The organism is Fulvivirga marina (genome assembly GCF_016775155.1).
Classification (GTDB): Bacteria; Bacteroidota; Bacteroidia; order Cytophagales; family Cyclobacteriaceae; genus Fulvivirga; species Fulvivirga marina.
This window is the reverse complement of record NZ_JAEUGD010000038.1, coordinates 1-22203: the sequence shown is the minus strand read 5'-3', so window position 1 is coordinate 22203 and position 22203 is coordinate 1. Positions and strand designations below refer to the sequence as shown.

The 22203-nt window shown below is 40.2% G+C and carries 23 protein-coding genes; 7 read left to right on the top strand and 16 right to left on the bottom strand.

The window, feature by feature from the left end:
- Positions 1-738: 738 nt before the first annotated feature.
- The 5 genes from JMN32_RS10540 to JMN32_RS10520 form a co-directional block, all read right to left on the bottom strand.
- The gene (locus JMN32_RS10540) at positions 739-4089 is read right to left on the bottom strand and encodes a T9SS type A sorting domain-containing protein (RefSeq protein ID WP_202856299.1); all 3351 of its coding nucleotides are present in this window, start codon (positions 4087-4089) and stop codon (positions 739-741) included.
- On the bottom strand, positions 4025-4816 hold the full coding sequence (locus JMN32_RS10535; protein WP_202856298.1) for a hypothetical protein: 792 nt from the start codon (positions 4814-4816) through the stop codon (positions 4025-4027). The genes JMN32_RS10540 and JMN32_RS10535 overlap by 65 nt, the downstream gene beginning before the upstream one ends.
- Positions 4817-4885: 69 nt before the next feature.
- Complete coding sequence (locus tag JMN32_RS10530; RefSeq protein ID WP_202856297.1) at positions 4886-5197, bottom strand: hypothetical protein; 312 nt, start codon at positions 5195-5197, stop codon at positions 4886-4888.
- 91 nt (positions 5198-5288) lie between these two features.
- The gene (locus JMN32_RS10525; protein WP_202856296.1) at positions 5289-5531 is read right to left on the bottom strand and encodes a hypothetical protein; all 243 of its coding nucleotides are present in this window, start codon (positions 5529-5531) and stop codon (positions 5289-5291) included.
- An 11-nt stretch (positions 5532-5542) separates the two neighbouring features.
- Positions 5543-5782: a hypothetical protein gene (locus JMN32_RS10520; RefSeq protein ID WP_202856295.1), complete on the bottom strand. Its 240-nt coding sequence runs from the start codon at positions 5780-5782 to the stop codon at positions 5543-5545.
- Between the two features lie 150 nt (positions 5783-5932).
- Here JMN32_RS10520 and JMN32_RS10515 point away from each other — a divergent pair, with 150 nt between their 5' ends.
- Entirely contained in the window at positions 5933-6355 is a 423-nt protein-coding gene (locus tag JMN32_RS10515) for a helix-turn-helix domain-containing protein (RefSeq protein WP_202856294.1), read from the top strand.
- A 7-nt stretch (positions 6356-6362) separates the two neighbouring features.
- On the opposite strand, the gene JMN32_RS10510 is transcribed toward JMN32_RS10515, so the two are convergent.
- The 4 genes from JMN32_RS10510 to JMN32_RS10495 all read right to left on the bottom strand — a co-directional run bounded on the left by JMN32_RS10510 (position 6363) and on the right by JMN32_RS10495 (position 9421).
- On the bottom strand, positions 6363-7730 hold the full coding sequence (locus JMN32_RS10510; RefSeq protein WP_202856293.1) for a tetratricopeptide repeat protein: 1368 nt from the start codon (positions 7728-7730) through the stop codon (positions 6363-6365).
- A 107-nt stretch (positions 7731-7837) separates the two neighbouring features.
- Positions 7838-7987, bottom strand: a complete 150-nt coding sequence (locus JMN32_RS10505) for a hypothetical protein (RefSeq protein ID WP_202856292.1) — start codon at positions 7985-7987, stop codon at positions 7838-7840.
- A 367-nt stretch (positions 7988-8354) separates the two neighbouring features.
- Positions 8355-8900 (bottom strand): DUF2867 domain-containing protein, encoded by a 546-nt coding sequence (locus JMN32_RS10500; protein ID WP_202856291.1) that lies wholly within the window; start codon positions 8898-8900, stop codon positions 8355-8357.
- 23 nt (positions 8901-8923) lie between these two features.
- Complete coding sequence (locus JMN32_RS10495) at positions 8924-9421, bottom strand: hypothetical protein (RefSeq protein ID WP_202856290.1); 498 nt, start codon at positions 9419-9421, stop codon at positions 8924-8926.
- 440 nt (positions 9422-9861) lie between these two features.
- Here JMN32_RS10495 and JMN32_RS10490 point away from each other — a divergent pair, with 440 nt between their 5' ends.
- Positions 9862-11760, top strand: a complete 1899-nt coding sequence (locus JMN32_RS10490) for a hypothetical protein (RefSeq protein ID WP_202856289.1) — start codon at positions 9862-9864, stop codon at positions 11758-11760.
- Positions 11761-11932: 172 nt separating this feature from the next.
- Here JMN32_RS10490 and JMN32_RS10485 read toward each other — a convergent pair whose 3' ends face one another.
- Entirely contained in the window at positions 11933-12832 is a 900-nt protein-coding gene (locus tag JMN32_RS10485; RefSeq protein ID WP_202856288.1) for a PD40 domain-containing protein, read from the bottom strand.
- Between the two features lie 50 nt (positions 12833-12882).
- Positions 12883-13809: a TolB family protein gene (locus JMN32_RS10480; RefSeq protein WP_202856287.1), complete on the bottom strand. Its 927-nt coding sequence runs from the start codon at positions 13807-13809 to the stop codon at positions 12883-12885.
- A gap of 94 nt (positions 13810-13903) precedes the next feature.
- Between JMN32_RS10480 and JMN32_RS10475 the strand changes: the two genes are divergently transcribed.
- From JMN32_RS10475 to JMN32_RS10455, 5 genes are all read left to right on the top strand, one after another.
- A complete protein-coding gene (locus JMN32_RS10475; RefSeq protein ID WP_202856286.1) occupies positions 13904-15649 on the top strand; it encodes a histidine kinase in 1746 nt (581 codons plus the stop codon).
- A 4-nt stretch (positions 15650-15653) separates the two neighbouring features.
- Positions 15654-16352, top strand: coding sequence for a LytR/AlgR family response regulator transcription factor (locus JMN32_RS10470; protein ID WP_202856285.1), 699 nt, complete (start codon positions 15654-15656; stop codon positions 16350-16352).
- A 248-nt stretch (positions 16353-16600) separates the two neighbouring features.
- A complete protein-coding gene (locus JMN32_RS10465) occupies positions 16601-16936 on the top strand; it encodes a helix-turn-helix domain-containing protein (RefSeq protein ID WP_202856284.1) in 336 nt (111 codons plus the stop codon).
- Between the two features lie 2 nt (positions 16937-16938).
- Entirely contained in the window at positions 16939-18171 is a 1233-nt protein-coding gene (locus JMN32_RS10460; protein ID WP_202856283.1) for a DNA cytosine methyltransferase, read from the top strand.
- The gene (locus JMN32_RS10455; protein WP_202856282.1) at positions 18161-19021 is read left to right on the top strand and encodes an HNH endonuclease; all 861 of its coding nucleotides are present in this window, start codon (positions 18161-18163) and stop codon (positions 19019-19021) included. Before JMN32_RS10460 ends, JMN32_RS10455 begins: the two co-directional genes overlap by 11 nt.
- On the opposite strand, the gene JMN32_RS10450 is transcribed toward JMN32_RS10455, so the two are convergent.
- From JMN32_RS10450 to JMN32_RS10430, 5 genes are all read right to left on the bottom strand, one after another.
- Positions 19011-19427 carry a very short patch repair endonuclease gene (locus JMN32_RS10450; protein WP_202856281.1) on the bottom strand — a complete coding sequence of 139 codons (417 nt, stop codon included), beginning with the start codon at positions 19425-19427 and terminating at the stop codon, positions 19011-19013. The two genes, JMN32_RS10455 and JMN32_RS10450, sit on opposite strands and share 11 nt — an antisense overlap.
- A 422-nt stretch (positions 19428-19849) precedes the next feature.
- The gene (locus tag JMN32_RS10445) at positions 19850-20089 is read right to left on the bottom strand and encodes a hypothetical protein (RefSeq protein WP_317191772.1); all 240 of its coding nucleotides are present in this window, start codon (positions 20087-20089) and stop codon (positions 19850-19852) included.
- A gap of 300 nt (positions 20090-20389) precedes the next feature.
- Entirely contained in the window at positions 20390-20689 is a 300-nt protein-coding gene (locus tag JMN32_RS10440) for a hypothetical protein (protein WP_202856280.1), read from the bottom strand.
- A gap of 1 nt (position 20690) precedes the next feature.
- Positions 20691-21482 carry a TreTu family toxin gene (locus JMN32_RS10435; protein ID WP_202856279.1) on the bottom strand — a complete coding sequence of 264 codons (792 nt, stop codon included), beginning with the start codon at positions 21480-21482 and terminating at the stop codon, positions 20691-20693.
- On the bottom strand, positions 21475-22203 hold a 729-nt coding region (locus JMN32_RS10430; RefSeq protein ID WP_202856278.1), incomplete at its 5' end, for a hypothetical protein. The genes JMN32_RS10430 and JMN32_RS10435, both read right to left, overlap by 8 nt.

Here is a 22203-nt window from a genome sequence, read left to right as displayed (position 1 = left end):
GTTTTCATTTTCTTTTGCATGCCCAAAAGAAAACGAAACAAAAGAAAAAGGCACCACGAACCAAGCCTGTTTCAAACGCTCAATCCACCCCTTCAACGGGCCGCGCTATTCGTGGGCGTTCCACCCGCCTGAGATTAAGGCTAAACACCTTTCTTCCCAGCCGATGTCTCTCGCAGAGGACTCGGCGTCTTTTGGGTGGTTGAGCAATCATCGGCCTCTGCCCTCGTTCGTGGGGATTCCGAATATTTTCTCCGCTTCACTTCGAAAATTCCGGAATGACGTGGGTTTTGTGTGGTTGTTACTGGTCAACTGTTCTTCTTTGATCTTCCGACCTCTGACTTCCACACACAATACCCCATTACTGATTACCGAATACCGATTACTGTATTGAGCAGGAAGATTNAAGAAGATTAAGCACTCCTGATCGCTTTATAAGTGGTTCTATCTCTGGTTTTCATTTTCTTTTGCATGCCCAAAAAGAAAACGAAACAAAAGAAAAAGGCACCACGAATCAAGCCCGTTTCAAACGCTCAATCCATCCCTTCAACGGGCCGCGCTATTCGTGGGCGTCCCACCCGCCTGTGATTAAGGCTAAATACCCTTGCACACACCGAATACCCCATTACTGATTACCGAATACCGGAATGCTCGTCGCAGTGACGGTGTTTAAAGAGTCGCTAGGTCGATATTAATAAAAACACCCGCCAAATGCTGATGACGGGCGTTTTTATCATTTATCTACAACTTCTGAAACTTCACCACATACGACTTACCAGCGAGACTAAAAGTCAGCAGGTAGTAGCCTTTTCGCAGGTTGAGTACATCCAGTTTGCGTTCGTTGTTTCCGGGCAGTATGGCCCAGGATTTTTGGTATACTTTTCTTCCGGTAGCTTCGTGGGTGATCTCCATACCCAGCTTCATGGCGTAATCACTGTTGAAGCTGATCGCAACATCAGTGGCTCCGGGGTTGGGGTAAACCCTAAGGTTCCCTTCGAAGAGCTGGTCTACGCTGGTGCTGTCGCTCCAGTTGGGCTGTGCTGTTGGGTATGTGCTTCGCAGGCTTGTCTGTGCCGCTCTAAAAGTAGATTGAGGCGATGCCGTGGTTTTGACATTTTTGAAGCTGTCGCCAGGCATGTTCAGGCACATGTCTACGATGAAGCTGTCCCAGTGGTCGCACTGGGAGGAGTAAAGAGTGGTGTTGTTCACTTTGTAGGAGATCTCCCCTCCTGCCCTTTCTATTTTCAGCTTATCACCCACCTTATAGGTGGCGATATTGCCAGCTTTGAGTACGCCACTTTCATAGATGGAGATTTTTCCGCCGGGCTGCAAGTACATGTTGTACTGTATAGTGCTCCAGTGTTTGCCCCAGTCCGTGCCGTTAGACCAGTTGTATCTGGAAAGGCCAATCATGCGGGGTCTGTCGGTGTGGTCTGCTACCAGTTCTACCCAGCCGGACTCCCTGGCAGCAATGGCATTGACAGAGGCTGCGGCTGACTTCCAGCCATAGGTTGTGTTGGTGTTGGTAATGGTGGTTCCTGATACGCTGGCACGGTAAAGGTCCGTCCATTTTACATCATAAAGGTAGTTGGGTACTTTCAGCTTAAAGGAGGTATTGATATCACCGGAAATACTGCCGGTTCCTTCCACGACCAGGTAGTAAGTGCCTTGGGCGAGGTTGCTTTTGATGTAGGAAGAGCCTCCCGTAGGGCTGAGAACGGATGACTGCTGTAAACCTAGATCAGTGCCTGGGAAGCAATATTCAGAGCCATTGCCATTGGATTGTATGTGATTTCCGTTGGCATCCAGCAGGTGAATGTATGTGTCGGTACTGGTGCCGCAGGTGTTGAGCGTCACATCTCCCTGTTCAGTGAGGGTAAACTTGTAGTATATGTCATCACTGGGCTGGCTGTAAGGCCCGGAGTAATTGTTGCCAAAGTTGTTTGATGTGGTGTTGTTTTGGATATCATACTGTTTGATCCCTGATTTAAGCGTGCCCATTTCAATAGGGTGAGCAGCATCGGCTCCGGCAGGAATCGTGCGTGGTACAAACAAAGCTTCAGAGTAGACGCTTTCACCAAACTGGTTCAGTCCCGTAACGTTGATATAATAATCCTCATAAAGCGACAGGCCCGATAGGTCAAATACATTGGTGCTGCCTGCGGATATCGGGGAATCGCCCTGATCGAGGCCCTGGCCTGTGTAGTTTCCGGGCTGACTGCCATAGTATATTTTATAGCTATCAGCTCCCGGTACGAAGTATTCTAACTCAATAGATGAATTTAAATGGACAAAATTGACGATTTGGGGTTTTGTTGGTTTATAGCCAAATTTTATTGGAATGTGTGTTTCATTCCAATAATTTCCATCATCTCGCATTCTTAGACGAACCTCTCCCAATATTCTATTATTACTATTTCTAGCCCATGATTCCTCAGCGATTGAATCTGGCGCAATAAAGCCCCATTCTTGCATGTAGCTGCTGGACATTCTGTGTTTTGAATATACAACTTCTTGACTCTTGGCTTTAAATAAAACTAGTTCCCATGACCATTCAACGGGAATGGCACCGCTGTTTGATGTGAATCGTGCGTCATAGGAAACATATTGATTAGCGTTGATAATATCATTGCCAGTTAAGTATATATCATCGTTAACGCCTGTAACGACGCTAGGAATGACATCATCAAAATATCTCCAACTTGAAGAGTTTCCTGAAGAATTTACGGTACGAATTCTAAAGGTGTATCTACTTCCTGTCTTAAGACCCTGCAAGTTGATTGCAAAACTATTACCCGGATCAATGCTCCCGTAGGTTAATTGATTAAAGTGTTGCCATGTATTGTCATTAATCTTGTATTCTATATCTATGCCTATTGAATTTTTTGAGAAGTCGTAGTATAACAATACCACCTCGGTTTCAGTGTCAAAATCATAATCACTTTGATTGCCATATCCACGAATCAAGGGAGCTACTTCAGTGCAAGGGGTTTGTTTAGATAATATAGATGTATAATTAGAACACTGCCATGATATCTCCTTGCTGTTATTGATGATGTATGCAGCTCCTGAGAGAGAAGCTTTTCGTCCTGATTCAAGGTCAATCCTTTCTGATGCGGTTAAATTATTTGCATAGCCAGCATAATACATTAATTCTGTTAAAAGAGGCTCTCTGTCTGTATTCTCGTAGTTTATAATATGATTTAAACCAATTGCATGGCCGATTTCGTGTAAAATAGATGAGTAAAAGTCGGTACCACTCTTGGGCTTTCCTTTTTCAGAATAATCCCAATCCAGGTAAGGGTAAATCAATATATCTTTTTCATCTTGTGTATATCTGGCTTTGATAGAAGGGTCACTTGTTGAATAGGTATTATCGCATTCTAAATTTCTATAGCGTTGTGTAGCCATAGCGCTGGAACTGGAAGAAGTCCAAACAATCATATTTTCACCATCTTCAACGGCGGTGGTATATGGTTTAGATACATAATTTCCGTTTGCGTCTCTTTTTAAGTGCAGGTCTAAAAACAAATACTCAGACCAGGATTTTAATGCATCTTCGATACGGGCTAATGCTTGAGTATTATTAAGTAGGTCGTCATTAATAATAAATTCAAAGCCTTCATCACAAAACATACGGGCAATAAACTTACTCTTTTTATCTATTGGCTGACCTCCTGAGAAAGTAATTTCTTGATCAATAGAATAAATTATATCGAGCTCACCATCTATATTAACTGTAGTCCCATCTTTTTTACGTACTACAATGATGCCACTTGCTGGCGATGGTGGCGTTCCTGTTCCCTCAAAGTTGTAAACTCTTGACGGTAAGTAAAACTCTATTTTGGTATCGCTCCAACTTATATAATCAACATCGTCAAGCCCAGGAAGTAAATTCCCCCCATCTGATGATATCAATCGCACATCTCCACGAACTGAACCAAATCCCGAACCAGTTATTGTTATAGACTCGCCTATCCCTGCAATTGTTCGCAAGGCGGTCTGCTCTTCAACACTCTGACTTTGGTTAGTTGTCTTTCTTTCGGCACTTTGATGTTTTTTTTTTGAAATCTTTTTTTTGGGATTTCCCATCAGTATTTATAATGAACTGTTCGGGATCTTTTTTCTCTTCAACAGAATCTAGAGTCTTGGTATTGAAGCTACTTTCAACTTTTTCGACCTTAACACCCTTGGGCTGTTTTACAAATTGTTTTCTATAAGAATGAGGGTCCATTTGATTTTTCGGATCGTTTTTATCATGAGCTATATGTAAACCATTTTCATCCAAAAAATCATAAAGGTCATTTAGGGTTTTAAATTGTTGATTTTTGTAGAGCGCTGAGAATGTTGATTCCGCAAACATTATATGACTATATCCGGGCTTATAAGGAGAGAATACTTTGGGGCTATCCTCGAACTTACTATCAACAGTTGATGGTGCTAAAATTAGGATATATTCCATCGTTCCAACTAACGCCCCGTTGTTGTCTGGGTAGTATTCCTTGCCATCTAAAATGCCTCCTTCAATTGTATATTCTATCAGTTCGCCCGGTCTGATGTCCCCTTTATATACTTCTTGAACCTCGATTTGTACACTATTGAATATTTTATCACTACCGTCTGAGTTTAAATAAAAATATTGAGGGACTTTGGTTATTCTTACCCCTTTAATTATAGTGTTCGATTCTCGAATTAAGTCTTTAATCTTTACATTATCATCAAAGATGTGTTGGGCAAAGGTATTACTGCAAACCATTAGCAGTAAAGCAAGTTTGCCTAACAGGATTTTTAGTAATAGCGTTTTCTGTTTTTTAATCATGATTGTAATTGGTTTTAAAATATAAGAAAAAATAATTGTTTGCTTGTCTAAACAGGGCCATTTCCAGATTTAGTTAGAGGAGATGTTACATGGATCCCTGATCATGCATACCTGCAACACCTCCCGCAGGTGCTTTAGCTGCTCTACCTGGCCTTTCATGCTGTAGTACATGAATTCGAAGCTGCGCTCGTAGGTCTTTAGCTGCTCTGCTTTTTTCATCAGCTCATATAAGCCGTTTTCGTAGATCAGTTGTGCAAAATCCACATTGGTGGTTTCGTAGGTCTCCGCCAGCCTGGTGGTGTTCCTGATGAGGTCGTTCACGCCTTCGAGCAGGAGTGCATACCTGTTTTGGGATTCTTCCCATTTTGTGTTTTTGTTCATTACAGAATAGTTTTTAGAGGCCATCGCAGGGAGGCACTTGCTCCTCCCCTTGATGGCTGTCAACCTAAACCCAGCATGAAACGGGGTGTCTTTAAGGCTTTTTATTGCTGATAAAATCGAGTACTATGCTTCCGGCAGTGCTATACCTGTAGGTGTTTAGCTGTCTGTCGTATATTATGGGGGCGTTGAGTTCTTCTCTGAGTAGCCTGAGCAGGTAATGCAGGTTACTTACGGACATATTCAGCGTGCGCGCAAAATCTTTGGGTTTACCTGTTTTTTGTTGCTGAATAAGTGCGTCAATTTTCTTTACTTTTTTAATGTTTATAGACTGCATTCAGGAGCCTTCTAAAACTTAAAATCTATTTTGGCGATGAGTTTATTCAACCGTTTACTACAAAAGAACAGCTGGCGACCATATTGAAAATACAGTATGTCGCGGTCGAGGTCATGGGCAAGGGCTTCGACTTTAGCCATAGCCAGCTGGCAGATGGAAGTTGATTTTAAGGCCGTAAATAGCCTTACTACCTGCATAGCCTGTATGGAGGTGTGCAATATTTGTAGTTGAGGTTGGTTTAATATTTCCATGTTCATATTGCTAAATGGTTGCTCCAAAATAATTGGATTGAATAATTCGGGTGAATCAGGAAATAGCTTATCTTTAAAAAACTATAATCGTATCACTATGACAATTATAGTAAATAATATTTACATATTGAACTATAAATTCGATATAATTTGAATAAAGTAAATAAATTTTACTTAAGACTTAGGGAAATCAGAGAACGCAAAGGGCTCAACCAAGAGCACTTGGCGGCCGAATTGAGCAAAAGAACGGGTATATCCTTTACCCGTAACCAGATATCTCAGTACGAGAATGGCAGGAACCAACCCAAACTGGAGTTACTCCCTGTATTTATGGATATACTTGGCGTTTCGGCTGAGGCGCTTCTGGGCTTACCTGAGCACGAAAGCAAAAATGACATTGTTCAGTTAGACATCACCACCTCTACAGGCATCAGAAGAAAGGATGTAAACAGCCTTTCCAAACCTGAATTGAAACAGGCGCTGACGGAGGTGTATGATCTGGCCGATAAACTTATCGAAGAGAATATGAGGCTTAAAGATATTGTTCTTAAGATAAATATGTCAATCAAATGAAACCTGCTCAATAGAGCGGTTCCCTGCTTTTAATATAATCTACTCCTTCCTGATTGATCCGCTTTACGTTTTCGAGTATGGCGGTCTTTTCAATTTTAATAGCGTTGATTTTCCGGTATTTCAGATACAGGATAATACCGCCCAACAACAGCAACAAAACAGTTATGGCAAAGATAGTCCAGGCGAGGTTGAGCTTGCTGCCTGCCTGAGACAACTGCTCATCAGCCGTGTATTGCTCTACCGAAAGTTCTATGATAAATTTGTTGTTAAGTATTTCAAGGTTTTCTTTCAGGTCTTTCAGGTATGAAATCTGATCATCTTTCATTTGACTGAACCTGATGATGTCATCTACATGAGCCTGTTTATAGGTTTCACTCAGGTTTTCATATGCGTTGGTAACCAAGGTTAAAACTTCTAATATATTTTCATTGTAGTCATCTAAATGGGTGCCATTGATGGCAGGTATCAACCTATTAATGATACTGTCGTACAAGTGCTCTTTTTGATCTAGTTTCGAAAGGGTTATCTCTGTACTTAATATGAGATCTGCATCATTCAATTGTTTTTTGAGCTTTAAAGATCTGTTCAGATGTTGCCGAGCTTCTTTAAGTCTGTTTTCAGCTAACAATACCTCGCCGATGTTATTGATCGCCATAGCTCTTTTTCTATCCAAATTTTTCAAACCTTCGAATGAAATCGATCTATTATAGTATTCTTTCGCTTCATGATAATCGCCTTTTTCAAACATTAAAATACCGAGTAGGTTATACGACCAATTTAGCATTTGGACATCATTACGGCTCTCGAATATTTCTATGGCTTTGATATAAGCATCATAGCCTTTGTCATAGGCCCCTTTTTTTACATAGCACCTGCCAATAGCCAGATAAGTATATGGAAGAAACATGGACGAGCCTTCTTTCAGGTACAGTTGTAGAGTCTCCGAAAAATAGAATAAGGAATTGTCCCATTCATGGGCTGCCGAATACATTTTGCCAATATTATAAAGGTTATCAGCCGTTTCCTGATGTTCTCCCAGCTCTCTAAACATGGAGGCGGACTTAAAACTTAACCCTATAGCTTCTCCATAGAGTTTTTGATCAATAAGTATAATCGATTTTCCATAGAGATACTTTGCTTTCCAGTACTTGCTGTTGAGTTGCTCGGCCTGCTCCTTCAACTGGTTAAGGAACATCAACGATTTCGTGGGTAAGGTAAAATATGTTGCGTTGTGCAAGTCCCAGAGCAGGCTTAGCTTTTGATCATTACCCGCTTTAGCCAACTCCATTTCCAGGCTATCTATTCTCGGGGATGCATAAACACGGCTAAAACACAATACAACAAGTGTAAGTGCAATTACTCTATTGATAGACAAAATTCATTAAGGTTTAGACACACAAATCTTGTCAGAATTTCATCATTAAAAGAATAAAAATCTTGTGAATCCTTACATAGGAGCAAATACCTATTAAGTGTAATTATTTATTGTCCACGATTGGTGGGAACATCATCTCCATCTGTAGCCACGGGCAGGTTCTTCAAATCATTCAATCTTGGGGTGATTTCTTCACTGTCATCAACGCAGGAACTCAGGCCGCAAATCACTAGAAGGCATAATATTATCTTTTTCATATTCTAATTTTTTCCCAATATTAACAATGCTCCCGATGGGAACCCAGTCACATAGAACCACTTAATTACCTTTGTAATGAAAGGTTGCAACAAACGAAACACCAAAACAAATAAAGTTCCCACAATGGCTAAAAGCCAGTTTCATTGGTGTGTAATACCTGAGCTTAGATGTGCGGTTAAACAGCTAATGGTTTAATTGCTTGGTATAGCTACGTATTTCCGTATTTTTATTACATAGGGTGCAGGTGAGGTGCGTTATCTATCCATATTAATAAATCTCGTACCTTGATCAGCGATGAATGAGGTTTCCCTTCTAACTTTTCCGATGAGGTAGAATGCCGAACCTTAAGCAGTCTAAGGAGAATATTTACTTGATGTTGGTGGTGGTTTCCATCTCAATGTGTTTAATTATTTCTTTCAACATGGCAGGAACTATCAACTTGTGAAAGGGTTTGACCAGTAAAAAATAAAGCTTTCCGAACCGGTTGTTGTATTTAACAATTGTCGAGATAGTCAGGGATCTTTTTGAGGGGGCAATTGTGTCTAAAAGCAGAGAGACTCTGAAGTCCAAATGTTTGTCGTCCTCTCCTAATATTAATTCATTATCAGTCTTGCTATATACTTTGAATAACCCTAGCTGCTCTCCCGGGTTTCCTTTAAAATTGTTTAATATTTCTTCCTTATCTTTTATTTGGTCACTGGTCTTTAGCCCGAAAATGGAGACTAATCGATTTCTTAGATCGAATAGATATGTGATCCATTTTGGAGATGAAGAAAAAAAGGCTTTCCCTACTGCCACTGAATCAACTTCATTAGCCCCATGGTTTACTTCCGATTTATAACTATCTGCATAGTCATAGTTGGTGTTGGCTAAAATTGATTCTTTCGGAAGGTATACTTTTTCTATATTCATTTTCTGTAGTGCTAAAACACATTTTACATAACGCTTCTTTCCAGGGTTTTGTCTTTTATTAATTTGATTGGTGTCGTTTCAATGGTTGCATCCGGATTATTACCATTTGAACCATTAATTAAAGTGCGACCAGAAATTAGGGCTTTGATAAAAGTTGTATCAGCTTCCAATATTTCGATCCTTAAGTTTTCCAGATTGGCATGTTCAAAGTAATAAACGTTAGAAAGGTTTTCTTCCCTGTTTTCATCCCAGGATTGGACTTGTTCGATTACTTTTCCTTCATAAAGGCTTGATGAAGATTTATCTAGTAGTGCTGTAGCTTCAAAATGGGGTTTAGGTTCCGATATTGCCTCTTCCAGTTCAGGGACTCTGGTCAGGGAGTCGGTGGTTTCAAAATAAACGGTGAACTCCCATAAATCTGATGCTACTTCAATCAAATTGTAGCTAGCCTTGGACACTAAAAAATCTTCTTTTCCAAACTCGTCATGAATTAAGCTGACTATTTCCTGTTTTGAGTTCATGGTGGTTGATTACAGTTTTACAAGGTGTTACAACGTTAGGGCTATGATTTCGACGTGGAATCGCCCGCAGGACTAATCCTCGTTAAAAATAAGAAAACTTTGAATTAACCATCCAGGCGGGCTGAATTATAGGCGATGTTGTGCTTAGTTTTCAATTCTTTAATGTCAAGAATGCGATTAACTTTACAATTATTTATGTCCGGCAAAGCATGCCCCACTCTCTTCCTGTAATCAACCTGAGCCACTGGATATTCGATTGACCATTAGTTGCTTTTAATCCTGTTTTAGAACCCCTCCATCAGCGCGTAAGGAGGTCTACTAGCGCTCAGTTTTAATGAAGGGGTGAAACGCTAATAGAACCCAACCCCCAAATCGTTTGGAAGTTTTCAATTATTTGACTTGCTTATCAAATCAAATTTTGAAGCAAAATTTCGCCCTTTATGAAAGCCATTTTATGCCTGGCGGTATGCCTATGCTCATATTGTTCTTTATATAGTCAGAGTGCTTACCCCTCCTATCGAACCATTGTCAATCGATTATTTGATGAGTATAGCCCTAACTCTGATGATTACTATCAACTGACTTTCCAAAAGAAGCCAGATGGCTGGCATATTTCCACGGAAGTTTATAAGAATGGAGATTTTAGTGAACTGACCAATGAACTGTATTGGGATAAAGCTTCCGGAGATTATTTGCCATTGAATTTTACCAAAAGAGGTCCATGGGCGATATCTGAAGAGAAAGAAGCCCTGCTGAATGATTGGCGGGCCGACATATTCGATGTTTGTCCTTATTACAATTATGCAGGGTGGGAAATGGATGTGATCCATGAATATGGAAAGGAGCCTTCTACTCTATCTGATACCACGCTATACGGACTTGGCAGAGCGTACTCCTCCTATAGTTCAAGTTTAGTGAGTATTAAACATGGCATTTCCAATGTTGTAGGCCAGTTTGATCTAAAACCATCAGAAACGCTTACTGAAAAGCAACTCTCAGTTTACCGGAAATATCAGCATGCTGCTATTGAAGCTTTTCAAATGCTTGCAAAAAGGTCTCCTGAATTTGAAACGATAGTCGGTTCCATATATACAAAAGCCTCTAACGAGCATGTGACGTCATTTATCAATTTGATGATGTATAGTGATGAAACGGAAGCACTAAAGGAGTTGGAAAATGACATCTATGACCTCTTTTATCTATCGTTTGCGCGCAATGTGCTGAACTCACTGGAGCCCAATGCCATACTATTTACCGGAGGTGATAATGATACATTTCCATTATGGTATCTACAGGCGAAATATGGTATCCGTAGAGATGTAACGGTTATGGTCACTAGTTTTCTCAATATGAACAGGTATATCAGAATGGTCAATAGTAGGAATGAAATTTTTACACCTATAGAACTTACCATTGATCCTGTAGATTATGATGCTTCAGGGCCAAATGCTTACCTGCCTATTGAGCCGAATCTTGAGGTGGTCAATGCCCATAAATATATACAGTTAATTGATGAACATAACCCGGGCCTGCAAAAGCCATTGGCAGATAGTTATTATAATTTCATACCATCGGGGGACATTGAATTGACAACGGAATCATTTTTTGAAAATGATTCTTTGCCTACAAGCTTGCAAAAGCATCGATTAAAAAAGAAGATGATCATCTCAGTAAAACCCAATATCAATGGCATTGAATTAAAGGACTTATTGGTACTGGATTTACTGACGACCAATAACTGGACTCGTCCTGTTTATTTTGATGAATCAGCATTGTCCCGCGTTAGTTTTGATTTGGAGGAGCATATCGTCATGGAAGGTTTATGTTCCCAACTATTGCCCATCAGGTTAACGGATGCTGTTGATTATGATAAGATGCATCATTTGGTGAAAAATATATTTGATTGGAATTTCTTACCAACCACCGAGGAAACCTCGCAGGATAAAAAGAATTTTATCCTCAACTATAGGTTTGTTATCAATAGTTTAGTCCATGCACTTATTGAAAATAATGAACCGGATAGGGCTTCTGATGTGCTGATTTCCAGTTTTAAATGGATGCCACTTGTTATTTATCCCCTGGACTATTCCAATGCTGCTCAAGTTGATTATTTGCTGCAACTCAACAAGAAGGACTTGGCCATCGACATTGGTGAAAAACTCTTTAACCAGGCTCATGATGAGTTAATTGCTATGGCAAAGACAAAAGGGGAAAATGACTATCAAGTACGTGTAAATGTCTACATCATTCAGACGCTTATTGAGACTTTTAAGAAGCACGGAATTGATGAGTTAGTGGTTAAATATGAGTCGGCTTATGAAGAAATTTCCTGGGGATAGTCACTCTCCTATACTTTTACTTTCATTAAAAACTCCCTGAGGTCATCATTAGCCTCAGACCCATCCGATCCTGAATGATCATAAGCCTGCCCTACCACACTTTATAGGCCAATGCAAACCATTTTCGGATAAGTGTGGAAGGTGGCTCCCCTTTTAATTTGTATAAAACGTTTCATGGTTTGGGTCTGAGCGTCTCAATAACCTTGGCATCAACCCAATAGGGTTTGGCTATCCAATAGGTGCTACCATCTGCTCTCTTCTTCCACTCTCCCCTTGAAAAAAAGAGGTATTTACCATCAGGCGTAACGCCAGCACCACTTTCCTGCATAGTTGTGTTTATTAAAGGGCCCATATTCTTAGCCGGTAGCCAGTGGCCATCTTTATCCCGAAAACTGATGTAGATATCTGCCTGTCCATAACCATCTTCCCTCACTACATCCCAAAGCAGATAGGATTCATCGGGTGCAATGTAGGGATGGGCAATCCAAGTGCCGGTGTTAATCTCCCTGCCCATTTTTTGACGGGGCTCATATTTACCGTTAATTAAACGTGAGTAACTGATGGCTCCAATGGTATCCGGTCTTTCATATTCATCAAAGAAAAAGGTGCCTTGGTTAGATACGGTTAACCCCATAATATGCTTGTCGGTAAAAGGTGGGCCCATGCTTTTGAGTTCCGACCATCCTGACGGGGTTCTTTCTCTGTATTTATTCCCATGGTACATAATATTGCCATCCCTGGAGAATCTAGGCCATTTTAAATCGGTCTCTGTTTCTTCTCCCCATTGATTATTCTCATAGTGGATAACAAAAAACGTACGTTGTTTATATTTTCCATTTTTTCTGGTGAAATAGAAGGTCTTCATATCTAGCGAAAATGTGCCACCTTCAAAGGCCCCTTCTGGTGAAACTTTGGCAGGAGTAAACAGTTTTGGGATTAATCCAGGAGGATTTTCTCCAAAATAGCGGTCTTTAAAGGGTGGAAAATCAGGATCGTTTTTACTGCTTTCTTGTCCAAATACTATGTTAAGTGATAGGGCACATGCCAGTAGGAATAATTGCGTTGTTCTCATCTATTTGTATTACTTTTCAATTGAGTTGATGTATATATATATAATATGAGTTATTGCCTGGGTCTGAGGTTTTCGATAATCTGAGCATCCACCCAGTAGATGTCTACATTATCATTTTCTTGATCTATCCCTCTGTTGAAAAGGATGTATTTACCATCGGGAGTAACACTGGCATAAGCATCCCATTTGTCCGAGTTGACGTTTTCACCCATATTAATGGCAGGCCCCCATGAGCCGTCCTCTTGTCGAAAACTGATATAGAGGTCAGAGTCACCAAATCCGCCTTCCCGCTCACTATCCCAAATCAAATAACTTTCATCTGGGGCTATGAATGGATGTGCAGTATATTTGCCAGAGTTTACCATGGGTCCCATTTCAACGGGCTGCTGTCGTTCTCCATTTACAACCTTTGAAATACGGATTACATCACCATTCTTATAATCGTCAAAGACATAAGTACCCATCGCAGATGCGGACAAGCGCATAATTCCCCAGTCTTCCCGGTCAAACATGGGCCCGAGGCTCTTGCGCTCCGACCAGCCATCTCCTACCCGATCTTTGTAACCTTCAGCCATGTGCATGCGATTACCATCTGGCGAAAACACTGTTTCTCCTTTGCGTTTGAATTCGATGTATTTCTTCCAGACATTGCCTTGCTGGCGTAAGCCTATAACCGTGGGACTAAAAGGTTCTTCATGAGATGTGGTGAAGTAAAACTCTTTCATGCCGGGAGCAAAAACACCCTCCAGTTCCCAGCCTTCTTTGGAGATGATGCCCGGAGCAAATGGTTCTGCAACCATCCCCGGAGGTTTTTGACCCATATAAGGACCTTCGAGCAGGGGAAAGTCAAAACCGCTTTCACTATTTTCCTGAGCCTGTACTGCACTCAGGGAGATAATGTTTATCAATAGGAGCGTTTTTACAATTCGTAATCCCCTACCCGTAACAGGATCGATGCATTTCTTTAAAATATCCATACCTTGCTATTTGAATTTTTCAATGATATACAGCTAAATCCCTGGGTAGGTTGTTGAAATACATGGTTTAATTGGCCAACTGCTCTATACTTTAATGAACTACTCAAAAAAGCCATTTTATAATGGTTACTTTACATTGGTAGAACCTGATGAAATGAATTTGAGAACTTTACCCTATCTTCTTTTGGTGTGCACTTTGGTGCTTATGACTTCCTGTTCTCAGCCTCCGGTTTTCAAGGAGGGTGAGATTGTACACAAAATAGGAGATCAACCGGAATGGGCGGCTAAAGACTGGGATGATGGAGAATGGCAAAAAGGGAAGCCAATAACCGATGATGGCAGGGTTTTCTGGTTTAGGGTCCCCATTGATATTTTAAAGGCACCGGAAACATTGCATCCATATGGTGTACAGCTTGAAGTCTATGGGGAGTTTGAGGTTTTTTGGGATGGGGTTTTGATTGGGAAAAACGGGAATCCCGGACAAGAAGCACAACTGGGTCCTGAAGGTAAATTGTGGGGCACTTATAGTATTCCTGAGCACCTGACAGCAGAGGGAGAACACTTGTTGGCTATCAGAGGGAGTCTGTATTATTTCCCAGATCATGCCGGATTATGGAGCTTAGACATAGACTATTATGACGATCTGTTGACCGACCGGCTCATCGAAGCATCCTATATGCACATTTATGCGGGGGCGTTTCTTATCATCTCCTTTTATTTTCTATTTCTGTTTCTGAATAACAAGAGCGAATATCCCACGCTCATTTTCAGCATTTGCTGTTTTCTCGTTTTTTCTCTTGTATTGACGGTATTTAGCGAATTTTATTTCCCTATACATTACAGTCTGCATGTCATCAGGTTACAGATCATCAGCTCGTTTTTGTTGGGCATTACATTTTTGATCCCTTTCTACTTCTCCATGCAGTTTCCCTATGCAAGGCGACGGTTGCTACTAATTCTATATGCAGGGGTGCTTATTTTCATTTTCTTTATAAAACATCACGCTTTCGATTTCAGATCGGTGGGTATGGTATTGAGTATGTGGTGTTTTTCTTTTGGCATAGTAGCATACGGGGCTTATAAAAAGGTAAGAGGTGCCTGGATCGTGCTTGTGACATTGCTTTTGCCCATGGTGGTCTATCTCTTTTCTGGTTTTGTCATCAGCTTGTACAGCGGTTTAGGGTTTATTCTGTTAGGCATGTTGTATCTATTATCACTGAACATGAAGGCTCAGCGCCTGGCATACGAAAACTCCCTGGTACAATCCACCCGCCTCCGTTTGGAATTGCTAAAAAAGAATATTCAGCCTCATTTCCTCATGAATACGCTTACCTCATTGATCGATTGGGTGGAAGAGTCGCCTAAGAAGGGCGTATTGTTTATTGAAGCCTTAGCCAAGGAGTTTGATCTTTTTAACCAGATCGAAGACCAAACGCTGATACCCATTACGCAGGAAATTGAGCTTTGCCGTACACACCTTCAGATCATGGAGTACCGGAAAGAAATGCACTATCTATGGGAGGAAGAAGGCATAGACCCGAAGCAAATGGTGCCGCCTGCCATTGTTCACACGCTATTGGAAAACGGCATCACGCACAGCCTGCCGCTGGAAGATAACAGCATTAAATTTAAGCTGGTTTATGAGTCGAATAGTGAGTACAAGTGTTACACTTTTTTAACGTTTGCTGCCGGTGTAAGGCCGGGAACGGGCCATAAGGAAGAAGGCACCGGACTAAAATACATTAAGGCCCGACTTACTGAAAGTTATCATACTCAATGGGACTTTACCTCCGAGCCAACGGCTGAGGGGTGGAAAAACATGATCAAAATATATTGCTAACGCTATGAACATCTTAATCATTGAAGACGAAGCAAGGATAGCCAGGCGAATTGAACGCATGACTCAGGATATTTTTGGCGATGCGCTGGATTCGTTAAAGCATGTAGACGCCCTTCCCGAGGCCCTGGAGTTCATCAAAAACAACCCATTGGATTTGGTGCTGCTGGATTTGAACCTTAACGGTGATAATGGCTTCGACATCCTTGGCACAGCGGTTTCCGAATCGTTTCACACCATCATTGTTTCCGCCCATAAAGACCAGGCCCTTGCTGCTTTTGAATACGGCGTGTTAGACTTTGTGCCTAAGCCCTTTAACCAGGAAAGGTTGGAGCAGGCCTTTAACCGGGCCATTGCCAAAGAAAAAACAGGAACCCATCAGGTTAAGCTTTTAGCCATTAAGAAAAGAGGGAGAATACAACTCATACCCATTGAAGATCTGCTTTACTGCAAAGGCGCAGGAGCCTACACAGAGCTCTACCTCACAGACGGCACCAAAGAGCTACATGACAAATCACTCGAAAAGCTGGAGCAGCTGCTGTCACACTCCTTTGAACGCATCCATAAATCATACCTCGTGAAAATGTCCGAAATAAAGGAGATCATGGTAAAGCCAGGCAGCAAATACATCGCCGAGCTAAAGAATGGTGAGCTTATTCCTATTGGCAGGACGAAGTATAAGGATTTGAGGGGGAAGTGGGGGTGAGTGGGTTGAACAATTATTCTCAATGATTATCCAGGACAACAAATAATTAATAGAAAATGCTATAATTTTTTTGTTTGCTTGCAATTTCTATATCAAACTACTTCGTCTCGATAGACTAGTTCTTATTTGGTGAAAGTTAAACGTATCCTAAGTATTTTGCTTTGTTACCTCGTCTATTTAATATAATACTGTGGACTTTGATAGACTTATTTCTATATTTGACAATTATTGTCTATTTTATTTTGTCTATGCAAAAACTGTCGGATTTTGCATCATATATTAGAGAACTCAGAATTCAAAAAAGAATTCCTCAAAGAAAAGTTGCTGCGGTTCTGGATATTGATACCTTAAAGTTAAGTAAGATAGAGCGTGGTGAAAGGGATGCAAATAAGGAGATGATTAAGTTAATTGCTACCTTTTTCGAAATCGATGAAAAGAAACTTAAACAGTCGTTTTTAAGTGATAAAATTGCCAGACAAATTTATATTGAACCAGACTCATCGGAAATATTACACCTTGCTGAAGAAAAAGTAAGGTATTTAAAAAATACTAAGTCTCAACAGTCTACAATTAATCTAAAATGAGCGTGGCTAATACATATACAGATGTTAAAGAAATATTGAATTTTCACAAGGATAAAAAATTTACTAACGAACATGCTTATATAACCCATTATTTTCAGAACAGTGTAAATGGTGTTTCTACATCATTTAAGAAATCAGCAATCAAATACATTGTAGAGAGAATTCCAGAGATCACAAAGGCTAATGAGTTCGACTATCAATACCTTGTTCCTTTTAAGTGGGATATCCCATTCCCTTCCCCTGCCAATCTGAAATTCAGATTTATTGATCTGTTTGCTGGTATTGGAGGCTTTAGAATAGCATTACAAAACTTAGGCGGGAAATGTGTATTCAGCTCTGAAATTGACAATTCTGCTAAGCAAACTTATGAGCAAAATTTTGGAGAGTATCCTTTCGGAGATCTGAGAGATTTTACTGGAGAAAATATTTCTGATGATGAACTTAATAGACTAATACCTGATCATGAAATTTTAGCAGCAGGATTCCCCTGTCAACCGTTTAGCTTGGCTGGTGTTTCGGCACGAAATCATCTGGGGCTTGCTCATGGTTTTGAGGACGAGAATCAAGGTAATTTATTTTTCGATATTGCCAGAATAATTTCAATTAAAAAGCCACAGGTCGTGTTCCTTGAAAATGTAAAGAACTTTAAGACACACGATGGGGGAAAGACTTTTGAAACAGTTAAGTCCATTTTAGAAGATGAATTGCAATACGATTTTCACTATGAGGTAATAAACGCTGAAAAATGGGTTCCGCAGAAAAGAGAAAGGTTTTTCATGGTTTGCTTTAAAAAGGAAAATAAGAACTTCACATTTCCACAAAGGGAAAATGAGCCAAGAAAACTCAAGGAAATATTGGAATCTGATGTTCCTAAAGAATTCACTATCTCTAACAAACTTTGGGAGGGACACCAGAGGCGTACAAAAAACAATTTAGAAAGAGGAACAGGATTCACGGCTTTTACAGCTAATCTGGAAAAACCATCTAATACCATCGTAGCGAGATATGGTAAAGACGGAAAAGAATGTTTGATCCCTCAAGTAGGATTAAATCCTAGAAAACTGACACCAAGAGAATGCGCGAGACTGCAAGGGTATCCTGAGAATTATATTTTGCCATCAAGTAATGCTGCGGCCTATAGGCAATTTGGAAACTCGGTGGCTGTTCCGGTTATACAGTCTATTGCGGAAAATATTATAAAAACAGTTAAATTCAAATTGAAAAATGAGATTTAGGTCTTTTCATAAAGACTTCTTTGGAGCGTCAGACGGTGCATATTCTATTGTGACCGAAAGGGAGTCTTATGATTCTCAAATCACCTTAACTGACGCGGAAGCTAAAATGGTAATTGATCATTTTGGCCTAGACAATATTCAAGTAGGTAATGTTGCCAGTAATCGAGAGAAAGCAGCTCAGACATTTCTACTTTATCCTAATGGCCAAGAGATATCTCTTAATCTTGTATTTCCTAAACCGGAGAAAACGGAACTTAGATTGTATATTTCCTCACGTGCGGGCTTCAAACCTGCGGCAGGAAATATTTGGTTTTTGTATAAAAAGGATGGAAGGATTTTTCTTGGTAGTTTGAAAGAATCGGATTGGAATAGTTTGAATCAAACTGACGATTTGGATGATGTGTATCAAGATTCTATTGAGTCTTCAATAATAACAAATATCAATTACGATATTGACCCTGGAGGAAGGATTGTAACTCAAAATATTGGTGGTCGTACTGTCATTGCTAGAGATCCGCGTCTAGCGAGAATGCGATTTGATTTAGCTGATAATAAATGTGAAATTGACCCTTCTCATGAAACTTTCATAGCTCAACGAACTCAATTACCATATGTTGAAGCCCATCATTTTATTCCTATGAAGTTTCAACATTTATATAGTGCCCCATTAGACAATCTTGAAAATATTGTATCTCTGTGTCCTAACTGTCATAGAGGGATACATCATGCAATAATTAAGCACAAGTATGAACTTATTGAGGATCTATATGGGAAAAGACCTCGCTTACATAGCAATTTTTCAGTAGAGGACATTGCTCAATTTTATAATGCCCTAAGGATCACGAATTAATTTTTTCAATTATCCAATTTAAGGTCTCTTCAAGTCTGGCTGGTTTCAATTGACATTCCCAAACTTCAATCACGTTCCAGCCAAGATTAATTAGGTCTTCTTTGTTCTTACTATCTTTTTTTTGAGTTTTTTCTATTTTTTCTTTCCACCATTCTGTTCTTGTCTTGGGTAATGCAAAGTATCTGCAATTTTGATGACCATGCCAAAAACAACCATTGACAAGAATAATGGTTTTATACCTTTTAAGGGCAATATCTGGTTTTCCTGGTAACTTTTTCGAATGGAGACTATATCTATATCCATTTCGATGTAGAAATCTTCTTACCAGAATTTCAGGCTTGGTATTCTTGCCTTTTATCTGGCTCATGTTGTAACTTCTTACTTCCGGCTCATGTACATCTGCCATAGACAAAGATCAGAATCAGTTAATAATCTTTTAATATATATTATGGAGCTTGTGACAGATGTAAGGTAACAAATAAATTGCGTTAAAGCCCCTTGTTAACATGAATTTAATTGCTTGGCAAAGCCCATAGAAGGCCATAATGAAATTATACCCTAAAACAAAGTTTGATCATTGCCTTAATGTTTTAAATGAGAATTTACTCCCTTTAGAACCAATTTGATCGTTGTGTATGTAATACTTGTGCTTAGATGTTGGTTAAACAGCCCTCCTGGTCGTAGCGTCCGCTCAATTATTGAATATAGTACAATGGTACAATATCCACAATATCTGTTTCATAGCTACGGCAACTGCTCCACGTCCATGCCTGAGGTTTATCTACAAAGCCGGCCTCTACGAGGTTGTTGTGGGTATAGGGCTAGTCTCTAATCCATAAGTACATCATTGCTTAGTTCTATCGGGTGGTTATGTTGTTGCCATAGTTGAAGGCGTGAAATTCTGTTCTTTTTACCGGCCCTTTCAAACATCCAAACTAGCCATTCTCTACAGCTTTCAGTGCTATTTTCTTTGATGCAGTTCTTAAGTTTTGTTGAAGTAAAGCTTTTGAAGTCCCTTATTACATCTGACAGTTTGTTGCCTTCTTCTGTACTTAAAATCAAATGCACATGGCTGGTCATTATGCAATATGCATGAATTTGCAATCCCTTATTTTTATGGCATTAAAGAATTAGCCCGGGCGGACGCCCTATTGCATTTTAGGTCGTAGGACCGCTACACTTAACCCTACGACCAGGGGGGGTCCTTCATCAGGAGTGTTATTTCCGTTATTTTGGCTGCTTTTGGTAACCTTACCATCACTATCAACTACCCACGTATCACCACTCGAATCGGTGATTTCACAGTATTGGTCTCCCCTTCTTCTCCTTCGGTATCTTCTTCCTCTTCCTGAGGGTAGGTCGTTTGTGTTAATGCATATTATTTTTTAGGCACTCCATTAAAAAATCGTTTAGTCTATTGATTAGTTCCTTCGAATCTCTAGCTTGTACATTTTCGACATCCTCGGTCATGGTCTGTTTGTCAAGCCGTAAAACCTTTATATATCCCTCTTCCCATATGACAACTTGATATACAAAGTTCTCTGCTTCAAAGCCAAAACTTAAAGAATCATCTCTATCAGGTGGATAGTAATCAATCTCACCAATAGATGTCTCTATCAATTTATCTCTATTATCTCTAAACCAATTATCTGCTGCAATTAATAACATATTACTTTGTTTCAATAATACGAACATTTTTTACCTCCGGCATACCAATACCTTCATAGCCTTTCTTTAAATAGAATTTACCAAAGGTAGAATTTTCACCAAAAATAATACCCCAACCTTCATTTCCGCCTTTTCCAATAAAGGTATTAGCTGGTATATCATATTCAACATAAACCCACCCAGTTTTCGCTTGCTTCCTAAAACCGTCTGCTCCATTTAGCAAAATATGATGCAGATCTCCTTTTCTTGGTTGTGCTCTCATAACCTTAATCATCTCGTCAAATTCAGATTTTGGCATCCAACTGCCCACTCTACTCCATCTAGTATTATTGATTAAAGTAGAACCAGCATAGGAACTGATTACACCATAAGTAATTTTGGTGAAAAATTTAACCCAGTCTTCACCTTCCCACTCCATCATCTGCGCATAGAGCTGTTTGTATTCTTCCGGGCCTAGACCCATACCCAAATCAGCCCCCGTCTGACCACCCATAGACATGGCCACACTCATCTTTACAGCACCTATAGCCTGCTGCTTATAGGTTTCAGGGTCAATCATGGCACTGCCTATTTCACCCAAACCGAGAACGATTCCGTCATACCAGCTACTCACCTCATTTACGAATCGCTCACCTTCTTCATTGTAATAAGCTTCGAGGTATTCATTCCAAAGGTACTTTTTGCCATTGCTTATGATGTAATACACTACATCTAGTTTATCAAAAAGATATTGCCCGTCTGCATTTTGGGCATAATCTGTTCTCGAAGCATAGAACATCTGCCCGTTAGGCATTTTCCACAAGTTTACAGTCAGGGCAATCTTCCAGTTCCATTACAATCATTTCGCTGGTTATGGCATCCTCGGAAAGCAGTTGTTTGCAGGTTGCACCGCTGGCCTGTTGCCAGTTCTCTGAGCTAAGTGAACGTTCTATTTCACTTACTTCTGTATCTGCCGAGATATTCTGACCTATATCACTTAGAAAGCTGTTGTTTTGCTGAACTTTGGCCGCGAAAGCTTTCTTTTTGGCTTCACTTTCCAGCAATTCATCTACATAATCATAAACCTTGTCCACAAAACCTGCATTTTCAGGTAAGCACCCCGGCAACCCTTCTACCCACATCATTTCATAGTCAGACAGCGGCCCTTTTCCGTGTACTTCAAGCCACGCCTCCATGCGGGTTTTGAAGTCTTCAAGCACGGCAATTACTATCTTTTCTTCTATAGTAAACTGCTGCTGGCTTCCTTCATCAGGAGTATTATTTCCGTTATTTTGACCGCTTTTGGTAATCTTAACGTCACTATCGACTACCCACATGTCCCCAGAGCTATCAGTAAACCTGATATCTTTCTTCTCCCCGGTTTCAGGGTCAACAGGCTGTTCATAGGTATGCTGCATTCCGTTCTCATACGTCACCACAATTACCCCGTCATCACCCACTGTCACATCACTGATTTCCCCTTCATAATCAATATCTACGCCATCAAAGTCATCATTGGTATCACTGCTCTCATC

Coding starts and splice junctions, on each gene's coding strand:
- JMN32_RS10540 (WP_202856299.1), bottom strand. CDS start 4,089: ATGGGAAATCCCAAAAAAAAGATTTCAAAAAAAAAACATCAAAGTGCC.
- JMN32_RS10535 (WP_202856298.1), bottom strand. CDS start 4,816: ATGATTAAAAAACAGAAAACGCTATTACTAAAAATCCTGTTAGGCAAA.
- JMN32_RS10530 (WP_202856297.1), bottom strand. CDS start 5,197: ATGAACAAAAACACAAAATGGGAAGAATCCCAAAACAGGTATGCACTC.
- JMN32_RS10525 (WP_202856296.1), bottom strand. CDS start 5,531: ATGCAGTCTATAAACATTAAAAAAGTAAAGAAAATTGACGCACTTATT.
- JMN32_RS10520 (WP_202856295.1), bottom strand. CDS start 5,782: ATGGAAATATTAAACCAACCTCAACTACAAATATTGCACACCTCCATA.
- JMN32_RS10505 (WP_202856292.1), bottom strand. CDS start 7,987: ATGAAAAAGATAATATTATGCCTTCTAGTGATTTGCGGCCTGAGTTCC.
- JMN32_RS10500 (WP_202856291.1), bottom strand. CDS start 8,900: ATGAATATAGAAAAAGTATACCTTCCGAAAGAATCAATTTTAGCCAAC.
- JMN32_RS10495 (WP_202856290.1), bottom strand. CDS start 9,421: ATGAACTCAAAACAGGAAATAGTCAGCTTAATTCATGACGAGTTTGGA.
- JMN32_RS10490 (WP_202856289.1), top strand. CDS start 9,862: ATGAAAGCCATTTTATGCCTGGCGGTATGCCTATGCTCATATTGTTCT.
- JMN32_RS10485 (WP_202856288.1), bottom strand. CDS start 12,832: ATGAGAACAACGCAATTATTCCTACTGGCATGTGCCCTATCACTTAAC.
- JMN32_RS10480 (WP_202856287.1), bottom strand. CDS start 13,809: ATGGATATTTTAAAGAAATGCATCGATCCTGTTACGGGTAGGGGATTA.
- JMN32_RS10475 (WP_202856286.1), top strand. CDS start 13,904: ATGAACTACTCAAAAAAGCCATTTTATAATGGTTACTTTACATTGGTA.
- JMN32_RS10470 (WP_202856285.1), top strand. CDS start 15,654: ATGAACATCTTAATCATTGAAGACGAAGCAAGGATAGCCAGGCGAATT.
- JMN32_RS10465 (WP_202856284.1), top strand. CDS start 16,601: ATGCAAAAACTGTCGGATTTTGCATCATATATTAGAGAACTCAGAATT.
- JMN32_RS10455 (WP_202856282.1), top strand. CDS start 18,161: ATGAGATTTAGGTCTTTTCATAAAGACTTCTTTGGAGCGTCAGACGGT.
- JMN32_RS10450 (WP_202856281.1), bottom strand. CDS start 19,427: ATGGCAGATGTACATGAGCCGGAAGTAAGAAGTTACAACATGAGCCAG.
- JMN32_RS10440 (WP_202856280.1), bottom strand. CDS start 20,689: ATGTTATTAATTGCAGCAGATAATTGGTTTAGAGATAATAGAGATAAA.
- JMN32_RS10435 (WP_202856279.1), bottom strand. CDS start 21,482: ATGCCTAACGGGCAGATGTTCTATGCTTCGAGAACAGATTATGCCCAA.